The organism is Comamonas sp. 26, from assembly GCF_002754475.1.
GTDB lineage: Bacteria > Pseudomonadota > Gammaproteobacteria > Burkholderiales > Burkholderiaceae_C > Comamonas.
This window is the reverse complement of record NZ_PEFL01000001.1, coordinates 2,156,650-2,178,966: the sequence shown is the minus strand read 5'-3', so window position 1 is coordinate 2,178,966 and position 22,317 is coordinate 2,156,650. Positions and strand designations below refer to the sequence as shown.

At 56.9% G+C, this 22,317-nt stretch carries 19 protein-coding genes and 5 pseudogenes; 15 read left to right on the top strand and 9 right to left on the bottom strand.

Annotated features, from left to right (window positions below; translation table 11 throughout):
• Positions 1–269: 269 nt before the first annotated feature.
• The 5 genes from CLU84_RS10075 (at position 270) to CLU84_RS10055 (ending at position 4,367) form a co-directional block, all read left to right on the top strand.
• The gene (locus CLU84_RS10075; protein ID WP_099737046.1) at positions 270–1,130 is read left to right on the top strand and encodes a fumarylacetoacetate hydrolase family protein; all 861 of its coding nucleotides are present in this window, start codon (positions 270–272) and stop codon (positions 1,128–1,130) included.
• 76 nt (positions 1,131–1,206) lie between these two features.
• Positions 1,207–2,178, top strand: a complete 972-nt coding sequence (locus CLU84_RS10070) for a tripartite tricarboxylate transporter substrate binding protein (protein ID WP_099737045.1) — start codon at positions 1,207–1,209, stop codon at positions 2,176–2,178.
• Positions 2,179–2,201: 23 nt separating this feature from the next.
• Positions 2,202–2,780 carry an amino acid synthesis family protein gene (locus tag CLU84_RS10065; RefSeq protein WP_099737044.1) on the top strand — a complete coding sequence of 193 codons (579 nt, stop codon included), beginning with the start codon at positions 2,202–2,204 and terminating at the stop codon, positions 2,778–2,780.
• A 17-nt stretch (positions 2,781–2,797) separates the two neighbouring features.
• Positions 2,798–3,793 (top strand): zinc-dependent alcohol dehydrogenase family protein, encoded by a 996-nt coding sequence (locus CLU84_RS10060; protein WP_099737043.1) that lies wholly within the window; start codon positions 2,798–2,800, stop codon positions 3,791–3,793.
• Between the two features lie 19 nt (positions 3,794–3,812).
• Positions 3,813–4,367, top strand: a complete 555-nt coding sequence (locus CLU84_RS10055; RefSeq protein WP_099737042.1) for a VOC family protein — start codon at positions 3,813–3,815, stop codon at positions 4,365–4,367.
• A 211-nt stretch (positions 4,368–4,578) separates the two neighbouring features.
• On the opposite strand, the gene CLU84_RS10050 is transcribed toward CLU84_RS10055, so the two are convergent.
• Genes CLU84_RS10050 through CLU84_RS10040 form a run of 3 tightly spaced genes read right to left on the bottom strand, consistent with a single transcriptional unit; the run spans position 4,579 to position 6,907 of the window.
• Positions 4,579–5,556 carry a zinc-binding dehydrogenase gene (locus CLU84_RS10050; protein ID WP_099737041.1) on the bottom strand — a complete coding sequence of 326 codons (978 nt, stop codon included), beginning with the start codon at positions 5,554–5,556 and terminating at the stop codon, positions 4,579–4,581.
• A 3-nt stretch (positions 5,557–5,559) separates the two neighbouring features.
• The gene (locus CLU84_RS10045) at positions 5,560–6,249 is read right to left on the bottom strand and encodes a type 1 glutamine amidotransferase domain-containing protein (protein ID WP_099737040.1); all 690 of its coding nucleotides are present in this window, start codon (positions 6,247–6,249) and stop codon (positions 5,560–5,562) included.
• A gap of 49 nt (positions 6,250–6,298) precedes the next feature.
• Positions 6,299–6,907 carry a TetR/AcrR family transcriptional regulator gene (locus CLU84_RS10040; protein ID WP_099737039.1) on the bottom strand — a complete coding sequence of 203 codons (609 nt, stop codon included), beginning with the start codon at positions 6,905–6,907 and terminating at the stop codon, positions 6,299–6,301.
• 602 nt (positions 6,908–7,509) lie between these two features.
• Between CLU84_RS10040 and CLU84_RS10030 the strand changes: the two genes are divergently transcribed.
• On the top strand, positions 7,510–8,958 hold the full coding sequence (locus CLU84_RS10030; RefSeq protein ID WP_099737037.1) for an IS1182 family transposase: 1,449 nt from the start codon (positions 7,510–7,512) through the stop codon (positions 8,956–8,958).
• Between the two features lie 622 nt (positions 8,959–9,580).
• Here the strand turns inward: CLU84_RS10030 and CLU84_RS10025 are convergent.
• A complete protein-coding gene (locus CLU84_RS10025) occupies positions 9,581–10,477 on the bottom strand; it encodes a LysR family transcriptional regulator (RefSeq protein WP_099737036.1) in 897 nt (298 codons plus the stop codon).
• 100 nt (positions 10,478–10,577) lie between these two features.
• Between CLU84_RS10025 and CLU84_RS22200 the strand changes: the two genes are divergently transcribed.
• From CLU84_RS22200 to CLU84_RS10010, 4 genes and pseudogenes are all read left to right on the top strand, one after another.
• Positions 10,578–10,751 (top strand): hypothetical protein, encoded by a 174-nt coding sequence (locus CLU84_RS22200; RefSeq protein ID WP_199173717.1) that lies wholly within the window; start codon positions 10,578–10,580, stop codon positions 10,749–10,751.
• Positions 10,688–10,849 carry an integrase arm-type DNA-binding domain-containing protein gene (locus CLU84_RS22665; protein WP_144445469.1) on the top strand — a complete coding sequence of 54 codons (162 nt, stop codon included), beginning with the start codon at positions 10,688–10,690 and terminating at the stop codon, positions 10,847–10,849. The genes CLU84_RS22200 and CLU84_RS22665 overlap by 64 nt, the downstream gene beginning before the upstream one ends.
• A gap of 33 nt (positions 10,850–10,882) precedes the next feature.
• Positions 10,883–13,382: pseudogene (locus CLU84_RS10015) on the top strand (molybdopterin cofactor-binding domain-containing protein).
• Between the two features lie 170 nt (positions 13,383–13,552).
• On the top strand, positions 13,553–14,062 hold the full coding sequence (locus CLU84_RS10010) for a DUF1993 family protein (RefSeq protein ID WP_099737035.1): 510 nt from the start codon (positions 13,553–13,555) through the stop codon (positions 14,060–14,062).
• A 688-nt stretch (positions 14,063–14,750) separates the two neighbouring features.
• Here the strand turns inward: CLU84_RS10010 and CLU84_RS10005 are convergent.
• Positions 14,751–15,332: pseudogene (locus CLU84_RS10005) on the bottom strand (transposase); the annotation flags it as partial.
• A gap of 85 nt (positions 15,333–15,417) precedes the next feature.
• Here CLU84_RS10005 and CLU84_RS10000 point away from each other — a divergent pair.
• Positions 15,418–15,714, top strand: a pseudogene (locus CLU84_RS10000) (N-acetyltransferase family protein); the annotation flags it as partial.
• A gap of 114 nt (positions 15,715–15,828) precedes the next feature.
• Positions 15,829–15,963, top strand: a complete 135-nt coding sequence (locus tag CLU84_RS22555) for a hypothetical protein (RefSeq protein WP_255409112.1) — start codon at positions 15,829–15,831, stop codon at positions 15,961–15,963.
• A 38-nt stretch (positions 15,964–16,001) separates the two neighbouring features.
• Here the strand turns inward: CLU84_RS22555 and CLU84_RS09990 are convergent.
• Positions 16,002–16,288 (bottom strand): annotated as a pseudogene (locus CLU84_RS09990) (IS5/IS1182 family transposase); the annotation flags it as partial.
• Positions 16,289–17,005: 717 nt separating this feature from the next.
• On the opposite strand from CLU84_RS09990, the gene CLU84_RS09985 reads away from it, so the two are divergent.
• The gene (locus tag CLU84_RS09985) at positions 17,006–18,505 is read left to right on the top strand and encodes a sensor domain-containing diguanylate cyclase (protein WP_369826828.1); all 1,500 of its coding nucleotides are present in this window, start codon (positions 17,006–17,008) and stop codon (positions 18,503–18,505) included.
• Positions 18,506–18,964: 459 nt separating this feature from the next.
• Here the strand turns inward: CLU84_RS09985 and CLU84_RS22190 are convergent, their stop codons facing one another.
• Positions 18,965–19,102, bottom strand: coding sequence for a hypothetical protein (locus tag CLU84_RS22190; RefSeq protein WP_199173716.1), 138 nt, complete (start codon positions 19,100–19,102; stop codon positions 18,965–18,967).
• 492 nt (positions 19,103–19,594) lie between these two features.
• Between CLU84_RS22190 and CLU84_RS09975 the strand changes: the two are divergent.
• Together CLU84_RS09975 and CLU84_RS22380 are read left to right on the top strand one after the other, a co-directional pair.
• Positions 19,595–19,912 (top strand): annotated as a pseudogene (locus CLU84_RS09975) (IS5/IS1182 family transposase); the annotation flags it as partial.
• 40 nt (positions 19,913–19,952) lie between these two features.
• Entirely contained in the window at positions 19,953–20,132 is a 180-nt protein-coding gene (locus tag CLU84_RS22380; RefSeq protein ID WP_369826827.1) for a DUF4010 domain-containing protein, read from the top strand.
• 246 nt (positions 20,133–20,378) lie between these two features.
• On the opposite strand, the gene CLU84_RS09965 is transcribed toward CLU84_RS22380, so the two are convergent.
• Positions 20,379–20,903 carry a cytochrome b gene (locus tag CLU84_RS09965; RefSeq protein ID WP_099737031.1) on the bottom strand — a complete coding sequence of 175 codons (525 nt, stop codon included), beginning with the start codon at positions 20,901–20,903 and terminating at the stop codon, positions 20,379–20,381.
• Between the two features lie 118 nt (positions 20,904–21,021).
• On the bottom strand, positions 21,022–22,266 hold the full coding sequence (locus CLU84_RS09960) for a TolC family protein (protein WP_099737030.1): 1,245 nt from the start codon (positions 22,264–22,266) through the stop codon (positions 21,022–21,024).
• Positions 22,267–22,317: the final 51 nt, after the last annotated feature.

Genomic DNA, 22,317 nt, shown 5'->3' with positions numbered 1-22,317 from the left:
TCATGTCGGCATGGCTGCCCCCTGCTGTTCCCCCCAATGTCGATGTCTAGCTGCTAGCTGGCTGCATCTTAAAAATTCCTCCTCGAATCAATGCTCACGCTCACGGGTCGTGAGCATTTTTTTTGCGAATTTTTTGGCACATGGGGCAAACCCTATGCATTAAAACTATTTTTGTGCATAAAAATAAGTTTATGCATAAAGTGGCTTTGGCGCAAAATTGCACCCAAGCCACATCCTTTTCACCACTCCTTATCGCTTGAAGGAATCCCATGAAACTGATGTCTTATTCGCTCGCCGGCCGTGAAACCTGGGGCGTCGTGATTGCCGATGGTGTCGCTGAGCTTGCTGCTCGTACGGGCTATGCCACGCTTGCCGATTTCATCGCCAGCCCTGACTTCGCGCGCCGCGATGCATTGACAGATGGTCTGGCCGCAGATGCAAGGTTGGCCGACGTGACGTTCTTGCCGGTCATTCCTCGTCCAGAAAAGATCGTTTGCGCAGTGCGCAACTACATGGATCACCACCAGGAAGTGCTGGCTGCAGGGATGCAGCGAGAACTATCCGAGGAGCCCCCGATTTTTCTGCGCGTGTGGCGTTCTCAGACTGCACACCAAGGCCCGATCGTGCGTCCCCATGTCTCCGACTCGTTGGACTGGGAGGGAGAGCTTGCCGTCATCATTGGCCAGGGAGGTCGCGACATCGCCGAGGCGGATGCCTGGGAGCACATTGCCGGCTATAGCTGCTACAACGATGCGAGCGTGCGGGAATGGCAGTTCCATGCCAAACAGATCGCATCAGGCAAGAATTTCGAGTCCACCGGCGCCTTCGGCCCCTGGATGGTGACATCCGATGAAATCTCGCCAGGCCGTGAATTGAAGCTCGAGACACGCCTGAATGGTGCCGTGGTGCAGTCTAGCCACACAGGACACATGATCTTCTCGATCCCGCGCTTGATCGCCTATGCCTCCACCATCTTCACGCTGGTCCCGGGCGATGTGATCATCACAGGCACTCCAGCTGGCGTGGGCTGGAGCAAGAAGCCTCAGCAGTTCATGAAGGTGGGTGACGTCGTGGAAGTGGAGATCGAAGCCATTGGTTTGCTGCGCAACCCAGTGATAGCGCAGTCCTAATCCATCCCCTTAAGACTTCATCCACTTCACACGGGTAGAGCCAGGCCCAAAGAGGCCGCCGCCCATGGAGACAAACATGCATAGAAGACACTTCCTTGCCGCCAGCAGTGCGACGGCCTTGTCTTGGTCAACACTTCCGGTTATGGCTCAGACTTATCCGGATCGGGCGATCAAGCTGTATCAGGGCTTTGCAGCTGGCGGAAATGCTGATTCCATCGCCCGCGCCGTGGGTACGGAGATTGGAAAGGCCCTGGGACAACCCGTGATAGTGGAGGCCCAAACCGGGGCCGGCGGGACCATTGCGGCAACCACGGTGGCTCGCGCCAAGCCCGATGGCTACACCTTGTTGATGGCGACTGGCGGTCACGCAGTGGCCGGTGCTTTGTACAACAAGCTCCCTTACAACTCGGTAAGTGATTTTGAGATGATCTCGACGGTCACTTTCTTTCCGTTCCTGTTGGTGGTCAATACAAAGTCCAAGTTTCAAAGCCTGCGCGAGGTGCTTGCCAGGGCCCAGGCTGAACCGGGTACCGTGGCATATGGCACAGCGGGAGTCGGCTCTACACACCATTTAGCCGGGGAGTTGCTGGCCAAGCTGGGGCGCGTAAGCTTGATGCATGTGCCTTATCGAGGCGACGCCGCGGCCGTCACCGCCCTGCTGGGGGATGAAGTGCCCTTCATCATCGCTCCGCCAACAGCCGTTCTTTCCAACATCCAAGCAGGCAAGCTGCGTGTGATCGCAACCAGCGGTGCACAGCGCTGGCCAGGTTTGCCCAATGTCCCCACAGTGTCGGAGCAGGGTGTGGCTGGGTACGACGTGCGCTCCTGGGCAGGGCTGATGGCGCCTGCCGGCACTGCGCGCGCGGTGGTCGAGCGTCTGAATGCCGAGACGCTGCGGGCGCTTCAACTGGCCTCTGTGCGCAAACGTCTGGAAGACATCGGTGGTGAAGCGCGAGGCAGCACGCCTGAAGAAATGAAAGCCATGGTTGGTAATGAGCTTGAGAAGTGGCGCCAGATTGTAGCCGACGCCAAGATTCCTAAACAATAAATGCACTCACCGAAAGTTCAGTCATGACTTTGATAGCAATTCGCAAACGCAGCCTCAATATCGAGACGATCTACCACGAAGGTGGCCCACAAGCAGACCAACCTTTGCGCGTGGCATCTGCTTGTGCTGTGATTCGCAATCCCTATGCAGGCCGCTACGAGCCCGACTTGTTGCCCTTTATGGCAGAGCTACGCGGCTTGGGCACCTTGCTCGCAGAGGAGTTGGTAGACACTTTGGGCAAAGAAAACGTCCAAGCCTATAGCAAAGCGGCGATTGTGGGAGTTAACGGAGAGCTGGAGCATGGCGCAGTTTGGCACGAGGCTGGTGGCTGGGCTATGCGCCATGTACTGGGTGAGCCCAAAGCCATCGTTCCATCGGCAAAAGCTGTGGCTGCCTCGGGCTACCGGTTGATGGTTCCTCTGCACTACATTCATGCAGCTTACGTGCGAAGCCACTACAACAGCGCGGAAGTCGGAATCCAGGACGCCCCCCGCCCCGACGAAATCCTTTTTGCCCTAGTGATGGCCGACGGTGGCCGTATTCATTCGCGTCTGGGTGGACTGACTCGCGAGCAAGTCTCGGTGCATGACGGGCAGCGCTGATCATGGAGACAAGCACTATGACGATTAAAGCCGTGCAGCTGCAAACCACTGGCGGACCCGAAGTGTTGTCTCTGGTCGACTTGCCTCTGCCCCAGCCAGGTGCTGGTCAGGTGCGCGTGAAGGCTCATGCCATCGGAGCAGGCGGCCCTGACGTGTTGATTCGCAACGGCACCTACAAGTGGATGCCACCATTGCCCGCTATTCCTGGTAACGAACTGGCAGGTATTGTGGATGCGGTGGGTCAAGGCGTGAGTCGCCTCTCTATCGGCGATCGGGTACTGGTCAGCGCACGGGAGCTGCCTCAGCGCGGGGGCTGCTATGCGCAGGCCATCTGCGTTGCGGAGTCGGTTCCGTTCGTACTCCCAGACACCATTGCCTTTGATGATGCAGTGAGCCTTGGCAACTTCCAGCTCGCGTTGGCTTTGCTGGCCAGCAATGGCAATTTGCCGGCGCAATCCATTCTGGTGCCTGGCGCCGCAGGTGGCGTGGCGACGGCCCTGGCACAGGTGGCCAGATCTCGTGGCTTACGTGTCATTGGCACGGCCTCCACCTCTGAAAAGCAGGCATTTGCAATAGAAAACGGTGTCACAGACTTGGTGAGCGGCGACGTGAAGACGCTGCCTCAGCATGTGATGGAGCTTACTGGTGGACGAGGCGTTGATTTGGCCTTTGACCATGTGGGTGCCGATCTCTTTATCGCCTGTCTGCGCTCTCTGGCTCCGTCAGGTATGGCGGTGTCGTACAACATTCTGGCAGGCCCCCCGTCTGCTGACGTTTTCGACGAGCTGCGCAAATTGCTAGCCAGAAGCTTGGCCATTCGCACTTTCTCTATCCATGCGGTGGATGCAGACATCACGCAACGCCGAGGATTGATGGAGGAAGCCATAAGGCTCATGGCGAGCGGCTCTGTGCGTGCACCACGTGCCATGCGTATGCAGCTGGCACAAGCTCGACAGGCTCACGAGCTGCTCGATAGCGGTGGCACTCTGGGCAAGCTCGTCCTCATTCCCTGATTCCGTGGAGCTCGCTAGCATGAACCAACTCTATACCGCCAACCTGTCCCACTTCGGTATCTTTTGCCGCGATCTGGAAGTGATGAAGTCCTTCTACACGGGCGTATTCGATATGCAGGAAACCGACCGTGGGGTCGGCGTGACCTTTCGCTTCGAGATCGTGTTTCTGAGCGGACGAAATGATCAGCACCATCAATTGGTGTTGGCCGGAGGACGCGGTGCCGATTCACCGAGCACCGTGATGCAACTGTCTTTCAAGGTCCAGTCCATCGACCAGCTGCGCGAAGCGCGGCGTCGAGCACTGGCTTTGGGGGCAACGAAGATGCGCGGTCTCAACCATGGCAATGCGCTTTCGATCTACTGCATGGACCCTGAGGACAACACCGTGGAGGTCTACCTGGACACGCCTTGGTATGTGAGTCAGCCCCATGGAGACCCGTTAGATCTGGAGCAGAGCGATGAAGCCATTTGGGCGCAGACTGAACAGGTCGTGCGCACAGACCCGAGCTTTATGCCTGTTACAGAGTGGGCAGCCCAGTTTGAGCTGCGTCGTCAGGCTGCCAGGAACGCCTAGCAAGCAAGGCACCAATACGAGTTGCGTCCCCGAAAGCTCAGGTCGGCCAGCACTTGGAGACGCGGCAAGCCATCGGTATTGAGCAATGTCCTCAATGCTTTATTGGCTTTCCCCTTCCAGTGGCGGGAAGTTGTGCCGCTGCAGTCGACAAGCAGTTGCATGTTTTGCTTGCTCCTTGGCGTCAGGCGTCGAGAGCCAGCAGCACAAGCACTTAGGCTCTTAGCAAGACCTTCCCTTTGCGGCCCGGCTGCAGGCTTGCGGCTGCGGCCTGAGCAGCATCATTGAGATCAAAAATGGCCTCGGCCGTCAGTTTTAGCTCACCCGACAACACCCGCTGCAGCAGTTCGCCAATCAAGCGCCGCTTGTTGTCAGGCGTCATGGCTTGACTGACCTTGCTGCCCCAGAAGCCCTTCACCGTAGCTTGCTTGAAGATCAGAGATCCGGAGTCGATCTGCATGGGCTCTCGTGCCATGGTGCCGAAGGAAACCAAGGTGCCCGCCTCACCCAATAGACCGAGCAAGGATGCACTGGCGGAGCCTCCGATGGAGTCCACGGCCGCACGAGCTAGCGGACCGCCAAGAATAGCGCGGGCGCGCTCCTGCCAGTCTGGTTGTGCCGTGGACAAGGCATTGCCGATGCCCAGGGCGGCAAGCTCCTGTACAGCTGCATCGCGCCGAACTAGGTTCAAGACGTGCACGCCGCGTGCTTTCGCCAGCATTGCCACAGTTTTTCCGACCGCTCCATTCGCCGTGTTCTGCACGATCCATTGTCCCGGCTCAACATTGAGAAACTCCAGCAACATCAATGCGCTCAGTGGCATCGCAATGATTTGCGCTGCGGCTTCATCGGGAATAGCTGGCGGCATCGGCACCAGCACATTGGCAGGCGCAAGAAAGTACTCCGCCCAGGTGTTGTGGACTCCTGCGACTGCGACCCGCTGTCCCACTGCCGGGCCTGAGACGCCTTCGCCAAGCGCATCGACGATGCCCACGGCCTCGCTGCCGCCAATCGCGGGAAGTTCAGGCTTGTAACCATAGCTGCCACGGATCGTCCAGAGGTCATGGTTGTGGATTGGCGCCAGCAAAGTCTTGATGCGTACTTCACCGGCACCTGGTTGCGGGATGGGACGATCTATGAGCTCGAGAACCTCGGAAGGTTCGCCAAAAGTGGTATGGATAGCACTGCGCATGACTTATTTCTCCTGATGAGCGAGCATGGACAACAAGGCATGGGCCACGCCCTCGGAGCTGGCCGGATTCTGTCCCGTGATCAGACGTCCATCCGTTACGACATGCACCTGCCAATCCGGCGCTTTTTTGTAGTGAGCACCCAAGCGCAAGAACTCGTCTTCGATCAGAAAGGGTACGACGGTGGTTAGGCCGACCGCCGCTTCTTCGCTGTTGGTGAAGCCTGTGACATGGCGACGGGCAACTAATGCTTGTCCATCAGCGGCCCGGACATTGATCAGAGCACCTGGCGCATGGCAGACAAGCGCGAGTGGCTTGTTCGAACGCTCGAAAGCTTCGAGCAGTGCAATGGAGTTGGGATCGTTGGCCAAGTCCCACAAGGGTCCATGTCCACCCGGGTAGAACACGGCATCGAAATCGGTGGCGCTGACCTGATTCAGCGGTACTGTCGACGCCAGAGCGGCCTGTGCGTCGGTGTCCTGGCGAAACCGCTCGGTCGCGGAAGTCTGGGCTGCTGGCTCATCGCTCTTCGGATCGAGTGGCGGTTGACCTCCGGCAGGCGAAGCCAGCGTGATCATGGCTCCCGCATCTTTCAATGCGTAGTAGGGGGCCGCGAATTCCTCCAACCAGAACCCCGTCTTGTGATCGGTGCTGCCCAGCTTGTCGTGGGACGTGAGTACAAACAGAACTTTCATCAATGACTCCTTAGGTGTCGGAAATACAGTGACTCTTTGCTTCCATGATTCAGGATGCAGAGGTACAAGTGAGCAACCGCTCGGTGGTGTCGCGTGCCTCCAGCAACGGCAATTTGTCTTGACTCAACTTGGCCAGAAGCGCTGCCCCCAACCACATTTGATACAGCGCGCGGGCAAGCGCAGGTGACGGCTTGCCGGCGGGCAGGGACCCATCTTCACGGGCTTCGTCGATCAGCGAGGCGATTCTCGCCAGCAGACGCTGCACGCCGGCGTCGAGCACCAGGCGCATGTCTTCGGAGAGGTCGGCCACTTCGGCAGCGAGCTTCACCACAAGACATTCTTCGGCCCATCCAAGCGTGGGATTGCTGGGTGCTGAAATCCAGGCATCCCAGTACCGCATCAGACGCTCACGGCCATTGCCTGCTTCGCCGAGCAAGTCATTGAGCTTTTGTCCGTAGCCTTCCACATACTGCTGTAGCAGCGCGCAGCCAAAGGCTTCCTTTGACGAGAAATAGTGGTAGAACGAACCCTTGGGCACATTGCAGGCTTTGAGAATTTCGAGCAGGCCCAGCCCTGCAAAGCCCTTGTGCAGCACCAATCGATACCCGGTATCGAGAATGTGCTGACGTGTCGATTCGGCTTTCTTGCTAAGAGTCATTGCTTGGATTATAAAATAGACCGGTCGTCTATAAATGCTTCCAGCATGAACCATGATTGCCACATGGCTTTGTTAGAGGCTGTTGAAGGCCACGGAGGATTGGATCCGATAGCTGATCCAGGGCATTGGATAGATCCGAGACTGCCGCTCAGTCGCCATTCCAGAGTGGTCCGAGCATGTGTTGTCGCATCTTTTCGCTGCTGCAGCCTCGATTTCCATTTCATAGGCCACTGTCAAATGGCCTCGCACCAAGTTGAAGTCGATCTGAAGGATTTGTTGGTGTTCTTGTTCAAGCCAGGGCGTAGTGGTTGAGTACGCATCGATGAAAGGTTTGTTGCCCAAGGATACTTGGCACGGGACTGGCCAATTCGTCGCTCAATCAGCCAGTTGCTGCTCGGAGTCGGTTGCATTGTGAGATGAACTAATGTGCTGGCCACGGAGTGTGACCCACTTGCCGCAGAACGACGTGACATCTGCAATGCACACCAAACCGGAAGGCCGCATGTAATTGCCAGAAATTGCTAGAGGCTGTGTGAAAACCCGCTCGAAAAACTTTGACCGCGCCGGTAGAGTCCTCAGACATATTGAACACCGAGGTCAGTATGTCCAGATACATCGAAGGTCAAGACCGGCAGCAAGTCACGTTGCTGCCAGAGTGCCTGGATGACTTCATTGCAGAGGACAACACGGTTCGAATTGTTGATGCCTTCATCAACGAGCTGGACCTGGTGGTTCTGGAGTTCCAGGGCTTGCAGCCTGCATCAACCGGTAGGCCCTCGTATCACCCGTCGGTGCTCCTGAAGCTGTATCTCTACGGCTACCTCAACCGCATTCAGTCCAGTCGTAGGCTGGAACGTGAATGCCAGAGGAATGTGGAACTGATGTGGCTGACTGGCCGGCTCGCTCCCGACTTCAAGACCATTGCAGACTTCCGTCGAGACAACGGCAAAGGCATCCGCAATGTCTGCCGTCGCTTTGTAATGCTGTGTCGAGATCTGAAGCTGTTCACCGAATCCGTGGTGGCCATCGACGGCAGCAAGTTCAAGGCCGTCAACAACCGTGAGCGCAACTACACGCCCGGCAAGATCGAGCGTCGTGAGAGGGAATTGGAAGAGAGTATCCAGCGTTATCTGGATGCCTTGGAGACTGCAGACCGGACTCAGCCTGAGGAGATGCAGGTCAAGACCGAGCGACTGCACGGCAAGATTCAAAAGATGCGTCAGCGCCTGCAAGATCTGCAAGTGATCAAAGCGCAGTTAGAGACGGTGCCTGACCGGCAGATCTCCCAGACAGATCCTGATGCACGCGCCATGACCACCTACAGCGCCAAAGGAACGGCCATGGTGGGCTACAACGTGCAAGCGGCAGTGGATACCAAGCACCACCTCATCGTCGCCCATAAGGTCACAAACAACGGCAGCGACCGGGCACAGCTCAGCCCAATGGCCTTGGCTGCCCGCAATGCAATGGGCAAGAGAAAATTGAAAGCCATCGCTGATCGTGGTTACTACAGCGGCCAAGGTCTCAAGATTTGTGAAGACGCTGGAGTTGCGGTGCTTGTTCCCAAACCCATGACGTCCAATGCCAGAGCCGAGGGCCGGTTCGATAAAACAGACTTCGTCTATATCCCTGCCGATGACCAATATCAATGTCCAGCAGGTCAACGAGCAATCCGCCGCTTCAGTCGCGAAGAGGCTGGGTTGCAGATCAGTATTTATTGGTCAAGTGCTTGTCCTGACTGTTCGATGAAGGCTCAATGCACGACAGGCCAATACCGGCGCATCAGACGCTGGGAGCACGAGGAAGTCATGGAAAGGGTTCAGCAACGGCTGGACCGGATGCCCAATGCCATGACGGTGCGAAAAAGCACCGTCGAACACGTCTTCGGCACGCTCAAGCACTGGATGGGCTGGACGCACTTCCTAACCCGAGGCATCCAGAATGTGGCGACTGAAATGAGCCTGAACGTGTTGGCGTACAACTTCAAACGCGTCCTCAACATCCTGGGGTTTGAGAGGACAAGGCAAGCGATGCAGTTGTTGGGTGCATAGGCGCCGTTTGCGCTTGCTCCAGGCCCGATCAACGGCCCCAAACGGGACAAAGGACCAGTTTAGTGAAGCCCAGACGAAGTCTGGTTTACTCAAACTGGCAAAGTCGCGCTTTGTGTCTGACTCAAGCAGGTTCCCCGAGAGTTATCACACAGCCTCGCTACATAGCAGTCATAGAAAGGCGAAGCTCAAATGGCCGCAACGGGTCGTCAGCACCTGTTCGCAGCTTGCGAGAGCTGCCGTTCAGGTTGTCTGGGTACTGCGACCTAGCAAGTTTCCGGTTTGAGGCTCATAGCGGACGTCTGACCAGATAGCGGGTCAACGTCTGGTCTTGGCGGCAGCGGTCACAAGCGTTTCCAACGCTCAGCGGCTGCAACCAGCCTAAAGCAGGCCACCAAGTACCAACTCGGCTTTGCAACGGGAGCGGCCGTTGCAGGCTGGCCTGAAGGCTGACAGCTATGGGCCAGTTTCTGACTGTAACGAGTGACCGCTATAAGTTAGTCCATGTCCTTGTTCACATAATTTGACTGTTTGGGCCTCATAAGCATCGGCAGACCAAATTCACGCCTATCTGTGCCCATATCGGATTAGCACACCGTACTGCGAAGAGGGAATGACGCTTCTTCTACACTTTGTGCCGGCTCACATATTCGACCAATGCTTTCAGCTTCGAAGGCTGGTCATGCCTGCTCGAGTAGTACAAATAGAAGCCAGGGAATGTCGGAGAAAAGTCGGTCAACACACGCTGCAGGCGCCCAGCTTGAATGTGGGGCTCCGCCAACTCTACGAAGGTATAGGCCAATCCAATGCCCTCCAGCGCCGCATCCAGGCTGAAGGTCGTGTCACTGATGATCAGGTTGCCACCAATCTCGTAATCCACCAAACGGCCATCCAACTCGAATTCCCACTTGTAGATCGCACCCGTGGCGGCAAACCGTAGTCGTATGCAGTTGTGGTGCACGAGGTCATCTGGATGGTGGGGCGCAGGCACACGCTGCAAATACTCCGGCGAGGCGACCACAGCCACAGTGACCGGCCCACCTATAGGGATAGCGACCATATCGCGGTCAATGCTTTCGCCGAAACGGATACCGGCGTCAAAGCCTTTCTCGACGATGTTGATAAACCCCTCGTCATTGGTCAGTTCGAGCTGCACATGCGGGTTCTCGCGCAGAAAACCATCCAACAGCGGACGCAGCACCAGCGCGATGGAAACGCGCGCGGCATTCAGGCGCAATGTTCCGGAGGGTCGACCCTGCAGCACATTCAACTCATCCCCCGCATCAATGACCTCCCCGAGCGCTGGCCCTATGCGCTCAAGATAGGCCAGCCCCGCTTCCGTCAGGCTCACGCTGCGAGTGGTCCGGTTCAGCAGGCGCACGCCCAAGCGCGCCTCCAATTGCCGGATGGCCTGGCTAAGCGCGGACGGGGAAACCGCCAGGTCCGCAGCTGCAGAGGTAAACCCGCCGTGCTCTGCGACCTTCCAAAAGGCGATCAGTCCGTCCAATTGGTTCAGCTTCATATCTTGAAGCTTAACTTAACAAGGCATGCAGCATTACCCCATTTTTCTTTTGGATGCTTGTTTTTAGACTTGCAGCAACACCTCACCAAGGACGAAAGAAATGAAAAAAATCCTACTGATCAACGCCCACCAGTTTTACGAGGGGATGTCTTCCGGGGGGCTGAACAAGACCATGGAAGGCATCATCAAGGAAGAGGCTGAAAAGCGCGGATACCCGAAGTCTCGCTGGCGCAGGCCAGGGCTAAGCATTGGGAGGCTCGCTTGCTACTATTGACTGGTGCTGACCCGGTGGAGCAGCGCAGGCAGCAGAAGAAAGAGCAGACGGCGTTTGTCACCTTCCACAGGGCAGCAGAGAAGTGGTATGAGCACTAGGCACCAACAAGGAAGGCGAAGGGCGCGGAAATCATGTGGGACCGCATCAAAAGCAACGTGTTACCCCACATTGGAAAGCGCCCCGTGTCTGACATACCGGCATCAGCTTTCCGTGACGTGGCGAAGAGGATCGAAGACCGCGCCCCGACCATTGCCCGCCAGATGCTGCAATGCTGTAGCCAGATCATGCGCTACGCCGTGGCCCATGACATGGCCGAGCGCAACCCTGTTAGCGACCTGCAAACCAGCGACGTACTGAAACCGCACAAGTCCAAGAACGTGGCCCGCGTGGACGCCAAGGAAGTGCCAGCGCTGATGCATGCAATCGTGTACTACGGCGGCACAGAGTCAACCCGGCTTGCTCTGCGCCTGCTGGCTATGACGTTTGTCCGCACCAGTGAGCTGATAGAGGCTACGTGGGATGAATTGGATTTGGTGAACGCTCGCTGGAACATCCCTGCCGAGCGCATGAAGATGAGTACCCCTCACATCGTGCCGCTGTCCCGCCAGGCCGTGGAGACCTTCAAAAGACTGAAGGTCATCACCTACGGTGGCAACTTTGTTTTCCCAGGCCGAGCAGGACAAACAAAGCCCATGAGCCGCGCAACGATGCTTGTGGCGCTGGGGAGCATGGGGTTCGGCGGAAAGATGACCGGCCACGGATTCCGTGGGCTGGCGTCCACGGCCATCAAGAACTCGTATGGCCAGTACCGTGAGCTGGGGGCGCGCACCCGGGCCATGCTGCTGGCCACGGCTGCCAGGCGCTGGGGGATGGATCCTCAGTCCTTACGCACCCAGGCCGGGCAGGTGATCGGCCCGCGAGGCAAGAAGCTTGGCTATGGCGAACTGGCCGATGAAGCCATGAAGATGCCTGTTCCGCAGCAGGTGGTGCTCAAGGATGCCAAAGACTTTCGCATCATCGGCCACGCCACGCCACGCCACGCCACGCCACGCCACGGGACGGCTCGATGCGCGTGCCAAGTCCAGCGGTAGACAGTCCTACGGCATTGACATGCATCTGCCGGTAATGTTGACCGCAGTGGTGGCGCATCCTCCGGTGTATGGCTGCAAGATTCAGTCGCTGGACGCTGCGGCAGCTAAGGCCGTCAAGGGCGTGCGTGCGGTACTCCGTGTACCCAGCGTCTGGGGAGGCGAGCTGGTTGCGGTACTGGCTGATGGCTATTGGCATGCCAAGCAGGGGCGTGATGCCTTGAAAATCGAATGGGACAGCAGCGCCGTTGGCAAAGTCGATTCTGCACAGCAACTGGCTCAGTATCGTGAACTTGCCAAGCGGCCAGGCGCGCCGAAAGTTGATGCCGATGTTTCGGCCCTAGACGCTGCTTCTCACAAGATTAGTGCCGAATATGTGTTTCCCTATCTTGCCCACACTCCTATGGAGCCGCTGAACTGCACGGTGCGTGTGACAGGTGTAGGAAAGGATGCCAAGGTTGAACTCTGGCTGGGTACACAGGCGCCGGGTTGGGAAGTTGCGACGGCTGCACGGGTGCTTGGCGTGGAAACTCAGAATGTGCAGATGGCGGGCGGTGGCTTCGGACGCCGTGCCAACCCGCGCAGCGGCTATGTGGCTGAGGCCTGCGAGATTGCCAAGGCCGCAAGAGCCTCTGGTATCGACGCTCCAGTGCGCATGATCTGGAGCCGCGAGGACGATGTAAAAGGGGGCTATTACAGGCCAATGCATGTGCATCGAGCCGAGATAGGTTTTGACGAGAAGGGTAGGGTGATCGCCTGGGATCATGTGATCGTGGGGCAGTCGCTTGCCAAAGGCACGGCGTTTGAAAGTTTCATGCTCAAGAACGGCGTGGATACCACCACGGTTGAAGGCATGAAGGAGCCCTATGACCTGCCGATGCGGCTGTCGGTACATCATCCCGAGCTCAATGCGCCGGTGCTCTGGTGGCGTAGCGTGGGATCTACCCACACTGCCTATGTGATGGAGACCTTGATTGACGAGATAGCCCGTGCAGTCAAACTGGATCCTGTCGCATATAGGCTAGAGCAGTTTGGCGATCGACATCTGCGCCACAAGGCTGCGTTGCTGCTGGCGATGGAAAAGTCGGGCTACGGAAAGCGGCAACTGGCCGCAGGCAGGGCCTGGGGCGTGGCCGTGCATCAGTCTTTCGATTCGGTGGTCGCCTATGTGGTGGAGGCATCGATGGCTGAGGGCGCTCCCAAGTTGCATGCGTTCACCGCCGGCGTGCACTGCAATTTGGTGGTCAACCCGCGCAGCGTGGAGGCTCAGGTGCAAGGCGGAGCCTTGATGGGCCTTGGCATGTGCTTGCCCGGCGCTGCGATCACATTCAAGGATGGCCTAGTAGAGCAGGGCAACTTCAATGATTACACCGTAGCCCGATTGACGGACATGCCTGCGATCACTGTGCATCTCGTGCCCAGTGCCGATGCTCCCACCGGCATGGGGGAACCAGGTGTGCCGCCGCTGGCACCGGCTTTTGCCAACGCCATCGCCAAGCTGAACGGCCATACACCACGCGAGCTTCCGTTTCCTAAAGCGTAGGTGAGTCACTCGGCAACTTGCTGGTCCGTGCCGTACGAACATCTTGGAGCCCATGTCAGGTCGTTCAGCCTAAAAGCTGCACACATGATTGCTGTTAGTCTTCCAGGGTCGGCATGGCCTCTGCCATGCCAGCCCCGGCCATCGTGCCAAATTAGAAAAGAGAATTCACTATGACCAGCCCGCTGTACAACGCCTCCGTTCCCGTCATGCAGCAGATGTTGCACGCCTTGTCTGATGTACTCAAGAAGGCTGAAGACCACGCGATGCAAAAAAATATCGAGCCCAATGCGCTGCTGCAGGCAAGACTATTTCCTGACATGTTTCCGCTAGCGCGACAGGTGCAGATCGCCTCAGATTTCTCCAAAGGCATTGCCTCACGCCTGGCCGGTGCTGAGGTGCCCTCCTGGCCAGACACCGAGGTCAGCTTCGCTGACCTACAAGCATTGTTAGCGAAGGCTCTAGCCCATCTCGAATCCTTCAAGGTCGAGCAATTTGATCTCAGCGAAAGTCGCGAGATCGTACTGCGACCCGGAACGCCTAAAGAAAAGAAGCTGACCGCGGGTGCATATCTTCTGCACTATGGTCTACCGCAGTTCTTCTTCCACGTGACCACTGCCTATGCCATCTTGCGCCATAACGGTATTGAGATTGGTAAGCGCGACTATATGGGCGCCTACTAACACGAGAGACGCCTCTCGGTCACTGCCGCTTGATAACAATCAGAGCCTCCATTGCAACGCATTCCAGCCAACTGTTAATGGAGTCTTTACCTCTTGATTTTCCTCAGAGGGACCTATTAGCCACCAGTGTTAGTTTTGCGTGGAAATCAACACAGGTCAAATCAAAGTGAGCGCCTCTATCTGCCCGGTCGTCGGCATGATGGCTTGCTGTCATCCGCGAGTTTCAGACGCACCACCCGGATTGCACGTTAGACCATGCAGTACCTAACGATAGTGGCTCATGATTTACCAATATGCCACTGGCCAAAATGCGTCAAGCGATGTAGTGGCACCGCTATCGCACACACGACCTGGGCAAAGCGTAGCTGCGCCGTGTGTTCCACAATGCCGTGCACGATATGGATGCTGTCGACTCCGTATTACTGCACTGCTGACGCAGCATCTTCAGGATCGCCTCTGGTTTTGAGAAGAGTCCAACTCAACTCCTGAGAATATGAAGCATTGATTGCGACGCAGCAACGATCACTCTTTCATGCTGTGATCTTGACGGTCAGTAACCGCTGCGAAGTAGTGGTTACCATGTGCGGACCGCATCAGGCTGGTTGCAACCGCTGAGCTTTGGCAAGCTTGTGACCGCTACCGCAAAGACCAGACGTTGACCTGTTATCTGGCCAGATGTCCACTGGTAATCACTCCGAATTCTATCGCTCCGCTTGCGAGGTTTGATACGCAGGTTCAGTTCTAGCTCCCGGTACACGCGGTAAATACGTTTGTGGTTCCATGGTAAGCCTCGAACATTGCGCAGATGCAGAAAGCAAAGCCCCAATTGCGGTTGTTGTCCGTCAAGCGCAGTAACCACTGGGTGATCTCATCGTCTTCAATGTTGCGACGAGCCACGTAGCGATAGCAGGCTTGGCTGATCTGAAACGCCTGGCAGGTAGCCTTGATCGACAAACCGTGCTGCGGCACTGCTTGAAAAGCCATCTCGCGTCGGCGAGATGGTTTCATCACTTTTTGCGAGAGCCTCCGAGACGATCTCAGCCTTGAGTTTTTCCTCGACATACATCTTGCGAAGCCGCTGGTTCTCTTGTTCCAGCTCTTTCATGCGAGCCATGAGGGAGGGATCCATGCCAATCAACTTGGCCTGCCACTTGTAGAACGTTGCTGAGCTAACACCGAGTTGCCGGCAGAGCTCTGGGACCGTCAGACCGGCTTCTGCTCGCTTGAGTGCATCAATGATCTGGCTGTCGGTGAAACGTGATTTCTTCATGGTAGAGATTCTCCTGTGAGAGTCTCTAACTCTCAGCGCGATGGATTTACGGGAGGATTACTATTAGTTTGATGAACAAATTAAGCCGCGTGTAATGGATACGGTCGAGCATTCTGTCTATGTTCACCCCGCGCATCGCGGCAAGGGGCTGGGCCTGCGGTTGATGGAGCTATTGATTGCCGAGGCAAAGCGCCGGGGCGATGTGCATGTGCTGGTCGGCGCGATTGACGCGGCCAATGCCGCAAGCATTGCACTGCACCAGCGACTAAGCTTTCAGCATGTGGGCAATATGCCTCAAGTCGGCTTCAAGTTTGGCCGCTGGTTGGACCTGGCGTTCTACCAGTTGCTGCTGGATGCGCCCCTGCAGCCCGTTGACGGCTGAGCCCGGATGTCAGGTCACTAGTGTTTGTTGCTTAAAAACAAGCACGCCTTTCCATGGTCAGAGGTGCTGAAGGCACTTCTGGCAACATGGCAAGCTCTCTGCGAAGAAGCTGCCATGCTGATTTGCCTTCGCAAGAACGCGATCACTACGCCTGTTACGCATCAGGCGCTGCAGCAATCCAGCGGAACCGACCGAGAGCTGGCTCAGCAGTACGGCGTCGGTGTGGACACCGTGGGCGCTGTTACATGACACCGGTGTGAGGCGAACCACTCCAAACCCAGCCTTGGCTACGCCACGGTCACCGTCTGAGGATGAGCCAGTTCAGTAAATTGATTCAAGATATCTGCACCGGAGGTGCAGCTCATTGACTTGGCGCCAAAAGGTTCGAGACATCACGCACTCACCCAGTCGCTTGATGCAGTTCATCTTGGGTTCCATGGAGTGTCTTAGGTGGTAGCCGCTTCAGGCACTTTATATTTTTTCGCCCAAACCGCCTGCATGCAGCGATTGCCGCGTTGCGATGCACAAAGGCAGAGCTTTGCGCATTCGAGCATTCGAGCATTCGAGCATTTTTGAGTATTTACCGGAAGTCCGCCAAGCGTTTGCTCGGCAAAATCACCACCGATTCGCATGCCAAACCCACTAGCTATTTGCATTCAATACAGCCACTTATTAGTGTCATGAAGCCACGCAGAACTTATCTAATCGGTCAAAGCTGATAGTGGTGTGATGATAGAAGATTGACTCGTTTTTGTCGTCCAAGCTCTATGGACCTATGTCTGTCGTGCAGCGGTTGCCGCAAGGCGAACTAGCGCTTACCTCGTCATAGCGGTCATCCAGAGCGACAAGAACGTCGCTTCTTCAATGACTGTTTTCAGGTGAGTAGCAGCTCCTCGCTAACAGGCTGTCCTCGGAGATACTGGAAGTCCGCTATACCGGCTCACGAATAGGTGCTGTCGACCCTTTGCCGTCTTTCGTGTAGCCCATGTCAATGTCAGCTTGGCAAAATGAGGTCGCTGTGACCTAGTGTAGGAAAGCACAAATCCCCCAAGCATCCGGCCATAAAGTATTGGACTGGATGCGTTGCTCGGTATAGTTTTCGGGGATATAGGAAAATTCCTCGCGCCCCTATTCAATCCAGACCAGCAGGGGCTGCAGCATCCGGTAACGCAAGAGTGTCGCTACTGCATGGTTGACGATGAGGGGTGAGGAAATGTTTTCTCGGAAGGTGGAGGAGGTTGGTAGTTTAAAGAATGCCGAAACCCGGGGTAGCCCGCGCATTGTTTTGGCCATGAAACGCGATGCACAACTCGCAGTCTGCCTGCTGTTGGTAGTTTTTATTTCGGTGCTGGCGGCCACTGCCTGGCAGATTTTTTCAGCACGCCAGCGCACCCTAGCCGAGATCGAAACTCACAACCGCAATCTGGCGCAGACATTAAACACCTACGCAGAGGGCGTGCTTACCCAAAGTTCGATGCTTCTGCTCGGCATGGCTGAGCGCCTTGAGGTTGAGGGGGTTACTCCTGACCTTTTGGTGCGCATGCAAAAACTGGGTAGTCGTCAGAAGTACCTGCTCAACCAGCTCAACGAGCTACGCGTTGTCGATGCACGCGGTCTGTGGCTGATGTCCTCCAAAGGCATCTTTCCCACAGGCTCAAGCAGCGCCGATCGCAGCTTTTTCCAGCTTCACCGCGACAGCCCTTCGCATGACGTCTCTATTGGCCCACCCATTCGCAGCCGCTCCACCGGCGAATGGGTGCTGACGGTCAGCCGACGTTTCGAGAACAAGCAAGGGCAGTTTGGAGGGGTTATCGTTGTAGCCTTAGATATAAAGAACTTTCTAGGACTGTTCGGCAAGATCGACATTGGCAAACAAGGCATTATTTCGCTTGCCACGGCAAGTGGGCAGTTGCTGGTCCGTCATCCATTTCGCGAACAAAACCTAGGTCAGGACTTTTCGCGTTCGCCCAATTTTCTTCGCTACTACTCGGGCCTGAAGTCTGGTACAGCCTCTTTCCGCTCCGAAATAGATGGCACTGAAAGGCTTTATGCCTTTAGGAGCAATGACCGATATCCCATCTTTACCACAGTGGCCCAAGGCAAGCATGAAGCATTAAGCGCATGGCGTCGCCAAGCGCTGGTGACGGCAGGGGTTGTACTCAGTTTATTGCTGGCGATCGCAGTGATCGGTATGCGACTGATTCAAGCCATCCGGCTTCGCGCCCATGCCGAAGCATCTCTGGTGGCTGCGCGCGAGAAGCTATTGGAGGCCAATCGTCAGTTGGGGCGACTGGCAACCCAGGACTCGCTTACGGGGCTGGCCAACCGGCGGCACTTTGACGAGACGTTAGAGCTGGAAGCCAGGCGCGCTGCCCGTGAGGGCACACCGCTGTCGCTTCTGCTTTTGGACCTAGACCACTTCAAAGGCTTCAACGACAGCTATGGGCATGTGGCAGGCGACGATTGCTTGAAGGCTGTGTCCCGGCAGTTGGAACTATTCGCAAAGCGTCCTGGGGATCTAGCTGCCCGCTACGGCGGGGAGGAAATGGGCATCATCTTGCCCAATACCCCTCTGGCAGGCGCTATGCATCTTGCCCAACTGCTGCAGCAGCGAATCCAGGGTCTGGGCATTGCTCATCGCGCCAGTCCCTATGCGTGCGTCACGGTAAGCATCGGAGTGGCAAGCCTGAAGAATAAGCCAATCACACGCAGCCCAGTGGCGCTGGTGGAGGCAGCGGATCGCGCGCTTTATCGAGCCAAGGCGGCTGGACGCAACCGTGCCGAGGACTGAGCCGGTGAGCGCATTTCCCCATTTTTGTCAACAGGAACAGGTCTTGAGAAATCATCTGGAAGCCTTGTCGGCTTTATCGCTCGCGTTGTGGGGCTGAGAAAGTCGATGACGGCGCGCTTGAACTGTTCGGGCTGATCCAGCAAAACCAAGCGGTAGCTGCCATCAATGCGCTGGAAGCCGAGGTGAGGCGTGGCTGCATAGGCGGACTGGAATGTGGCATCGACGCTGCCTGGGGGGATGCCTTAGCTGGTGTCTTAGGCATAAATTACATGCACGGGCACGGTGATGCGGCTGAGCTTGGGTCGCAGGTCGGAGGTCATCAACTACGTAGGTAGCATGCGCCACAGTCCGACGGTCTGATTGGCGGCTAGTAGGGAAGGACGGGCAGCTTCGGTCTTGGCTAGGCGGTCAAGGGAGGCGGTTTGCATGGCTTCCACCGGCTCGGGCATGTCGTACAGGTTAGTGCGACCAGCCTTCGACGACGATGTGCTTGTCCGTTGAAGCGGCACGGCTGTCGATTTCCCAGCCGTCGCGAAAGGCACCGAAACTGCCAGACTTGTCGCCGATCACGATCATCAGCGGCTGAGTCAACAGCACTTCTGAGTTGGTGAAGGCATCCCAGCCCATCGCCGCAACGCTGAACGATATTAGTTGGCTGCTGGCCTTGGGCGGTCTTGTAATACTCGGTTGCCTCCAACACATCGATGTCGGTGATGCCTGCGGCCTTAGTGGACACCACAGACTCGGGCAACAGGCTTGCCACGTAGCGCTCGGCACCTTGGGCCTGGATAATGCGCATTTGGGCAATGCCTTGGGCGAATTCGCGAGGCTTGAATTGAGCGAAACTTTCGCGGATCAGACGGCCGTAGTTCACCCCCCGTGATCGAAACCAGCGCCTTGATACGGCGTCGGTGATGCCGGCATGCACCGTGTAGGCACCGCCGCCGCACACCCCGATGGCACCGATACACTCAGCATCCACATAGGGCAGCGACTGCAGATAGTCCACGGCGAAGCGGATGTCAGATACACGGATGGATGGGTCTTCGATGAATCGCGGTGTACCGCCGCTGGCATACCTAGCCGGTTTATGAAGCAGCCATCCAAAGAGGTGCCGTTCCCATCACTCCTCCGAGGAAGAATGCACGAATACGCAAAGGCACCGCCTTTGTGTATCGGAATGCGACTATCGCCGCATGCAGACACCTGTGCCGAAGGATATGGAAAGTGTGGAGTGGTTACCACTGACGCAGCCTTGTAGAGACCGAGATGAACTGTATCAAACGACTGGGCGAGCGGGTGATGTCCAGAACCTTAGAGCGGCAAGTCAATGAGCGGCACATCCGCGCTCTCGTCCTCAATCGGTTCACCGAACTAGGGCGTCCGCAGACGGTGGTCGTGGCATAGCTGCGTCTGGGGTCAGGGGGTAACTCAACCTCAGACGGATTTGTGCAACAACGCCTTGTTGAACAGGCAAGAAATATCACCTCAAACTGAATTTAAGACAGACCGAGTATTCAAGCTTTCAAGCGCATTACTGATTGCCGTAATAATTGCTTGTATTTTGCTTCTGTCCGCTTGGCTGCAACATATCTTTGGTAGCACCGTGGTTCTTGTTGTGCCCTAGCCGAACTACATGCAGCTGCTGCAAGTTTAGGGCAGCTCTTTGCCTCAGGAAATCTTCCACTGAGAACCGCACAATGGGGAGTCGTTCTAATTCTTGCTGCCAGTGCAACGGCCAAGTCCGCTTTGGCGTTTGAGTATGGAACACGTATCAGCCTGGGCCTAGCCACAATGGTGGCAGGAACTAGCCTGTCTCTACTGTGGCTGGGCTGACATACATTGACCTCATCAGCATTGACATAGTCAAAGCTCAACGCATACGCAGCAGAAGGTCATCCTTAACTATGAACTGGTGCCATAGAGCGGCGGCTGCATGAAGACCCACGGCAGCGAATACCAAGTTCGCTCCTGCCTCGTGAATCTCCTTAATGCTGCGGCCCAGTGGCACATCGACAGTCAACGGCAATGTCCAAGAGGCCCCGAAAAAAGCAATGGGCTTACCAGACCAAGCCAAGGCCAATGCGCCCAGCACCGGCATACCCAGCATCAACAGGTACAGCAACCAGTGCATAGCGTGAGCAGAAATCTCCATCCAACGAGGACCTGGGGGCAGCGGCGGCACTTGGACGCTGGCGCGCACCACAAGGCGGATTGTCATGAGCAGCAATACGGCGAGGCCAAAGCTCTCATGCCATAGAGTCATTTGCGCACGATCAGCTGACCCCTTTGGGAAAAAGCCCTTGAGCTCGATGGCAGCGACTGCGAGCGCTGCTGCGACGAAAACCAGCCAGTGCAACAGCACCAGCGAGCGAGGATATGAGTCTGAACGGGTCATTGTTGATTCCTTATCTTTCGGCGAAGAACGTGTTGATATCCGTCATTCATCACGTTGCGTCGAATTAGTTTGATTCAGATTGCAGGGCAGAAAACGTCGAGGGTAGATCCAGGCTGCATTAATCATCAAAATCCCACATCTCATGCAAGTCCAGCCGCAGACGACTGTCGCTCTCCAGCGTGTCGATGTGTGACATGCGCTCAGCCAGCACTGCCTCAGCGAGCACCCGGCGTGCCGCCAGCAGATCGGCTAATCCAGATTCACCGGCACGATAGGCTCGCATTGCTCGGTCGGTCGCACTGCGCTGAAGCGTCACTGTTTGAGCCTGTGCCGTGGCTGCCGCACGCTTTCCTTTCAACTGACTCCAGAGCACATCGAACTCAGCGCCCAGTCGCCTTTCCACCGCCAAACGGCGTGACAGTGCCGCGTCGGCATCTGCCAGCGCAGCCGCTGCCTGCGATTGTCGATGTACCGAACCTATTGGCAAACTGATGCTGATGCCTGCAATACGTTCAGAGCCACCACGCTCGCTAGTCGCGAACACTCCGACTGTGGGATCGGGGCGGCGCTCGAGATCCGTGCGGCGAGCCTGGTGCAGTGCCAAGGCCTCCTCGGACTGTGCCAGTAGATACTCATGGCTGTGCTCTATGTAGCGCAAACGCAGCTGAGTCTCTGATCCGCTCGGGGGTGTGGGCAAGGTGGCCGCATCAGTGGAAGTGCTGGCCATGGGACACAGATCGGGAAACCGCGCACAGAGATCGGCCCTTGCCGAGGTCTGTGCGGCCTCCGCCCCTGCCAGTGCTGCTTGCATGCGGGCCTGCTCGGCGGCAGCCAACTCGGCTTCAAGTCTGGCCGCGTCGCCAGCACGCAGGCGACGCTCGGTGATGTGGGCCAATTCCGCAGCGGCATCGGCATTGCCCTGCGCCGCCTGGCGGGCCTGACCGGCGCGTAGAGCCGCAAACCACAAAGCCAGCAACTGACGTGCCGTTTCGTGCCGGGCGTCTTGCGCTGCCAAACGGCCTGTGGCTCTAGTTGCCTCGGCTAGCTCTGCATCAACTGCGGCCTTTCCCCAAAGTCGCAGTGGTCGCTCTATCGCGATCTGGCCTTCAGTAAAGCGCTGACCGGAGCCATCATGGGTCCAACGGCGCTGACCACTAGCTCTGACTACCGTTTCATGAGTGCCAACGCGCAGACCGTCGGCTCGAGCCTGAGCGCCCCTTCGTGCTGCGTCGGCCGCTTGCACGGTGGGCGACTGCTCTACTGCCACGCGCACTGCCGCTTCCGAAGGCAGGTAGCTCTGAGCCTGGGCTGCACTCGTAAAAAGTAGAACTGCGACGCAGGCATGAAGCAGACGATTTTTCATAGGCAAACTCAAAAAATACGATTTGGAGTTACCCAGGGCTCTATTGCAAAA

Excerpts from the sequence above, each read along its gene's own strand:
- CLU84_RS10075 (WP_099737046.1), top strand. The coding sequence starts at position 270 with ATGAAACTGATGTCTTATTCGCTCGCCGGCCGTGAAACCTGGGGCGTC.
- CLU84_RS10070 (WP_099737045.1), top strand. The coding sequence starts at position 1,207 with ATGCATAGAAGACACTTCCTTGCCGCCAGCAGTGCGACGGCCTTGTCT.
- CLU84_RS10065 (WP_099737044.1), top strand. The coding sequence starts at position 2,202 with ATGACTTTGATAGCAATTCGCAAACGCAGCCTCAATATCGAGACGATC.
- CLU84_RS10060 (WP_099737043.1), top strand. The coding sequence starts at position 2,798 with ATGACGATTAAAGCCGTGCAGCTGCAAACCACTGGCGGACCCGAAGTG.
- CLU84_RS10055 (WP_099737042.1), top strand. The coding sequence starts at position 3,813 with ATGAACCAACTCTATACCGCCAACCTGTCCCACTTCGGTATCTTTTGC.
- CLU84_RS10050 (WP_099737041.1), bottom strand. The coding sequence starts at position 5,556 with ATGCGCAGTGCTATCCATACCACTTTTGGCGAACCTTCCGAGGTTCTC.
- CLU84_RS10045 (WP_099737040.1), bottom strand. The coding sequence starts at position 6,249 with ATGAAAGTTCTGTTTGTACTCACGTCCCACGACAAGCTGGGCAGCACC.
- CLU84_RS10040 (WP_099737039.1), bottom strand. The coding sequence starts at position 6,907 with ATGACTCTTAGCAAGAAAGCCGAATCGACACGTCAGCACATTCTCGAT.
- CLU84_RS10030 (WP_099737037.1), top strand. The coding sequence starts at position 7,510 with ATGTCCAGATACATCGAAGGTCAAGACCGGCAGCAAGTCACGTTGCTG.
- CLU84_RS10025 (WP_099737036.1), bottom strand. The coding sequence starts at position 10,477 with ATGAAGCTGAACCAATTGGACGGACTGATCGCCTTTTGGAAGGTCGCA.
- CLU84_RS22200 (WP_199173717.1), top strand. The coding sequence starts at position 10,578 with ATGAAAAAAATCCTACTGATCAACGCCCACCAGTTTTACGAGGGGATG.
- CLU84_RS10010 (WP_099737035.1), top strand. The coding sequence starts at position 13,553 with ATGACCAGCCCGCTGTACAACGCCTCCGTTCCCGTCATGCAGCAGATG.
- CLU84_RS22555 (WP_255409112.1), top strand. The coding sequence starts at position 15,829 with ATGCTGATTTGCCTTCGCAAGAACGCGATCACTACGCCTGTTACGCAT.
- CLU84_RS09985 (WP_369826828.1), top strand. The coding sequence starts at position 17,006 with ATGAAACGCGATGCACAACTCGCAGTCTGCCTGCTGTTGGTAGTTTTT.
- CLU84_RS09965 (WP_099737031.1), bottom strand. The coding sequence starts at position 20,903 with ATGACCCGTTCAGACTCATATCCTCGCTCGCTGGTGCTGTTGCACTGG.
- CLU84_RS09960 (WP_099737030.1), bottom strand. The coding sequence starts at position 22,266 with ATGAAAAATCGTCTGCTTCATGCCTGCGTCGCAGTTCTACTTTTTACG.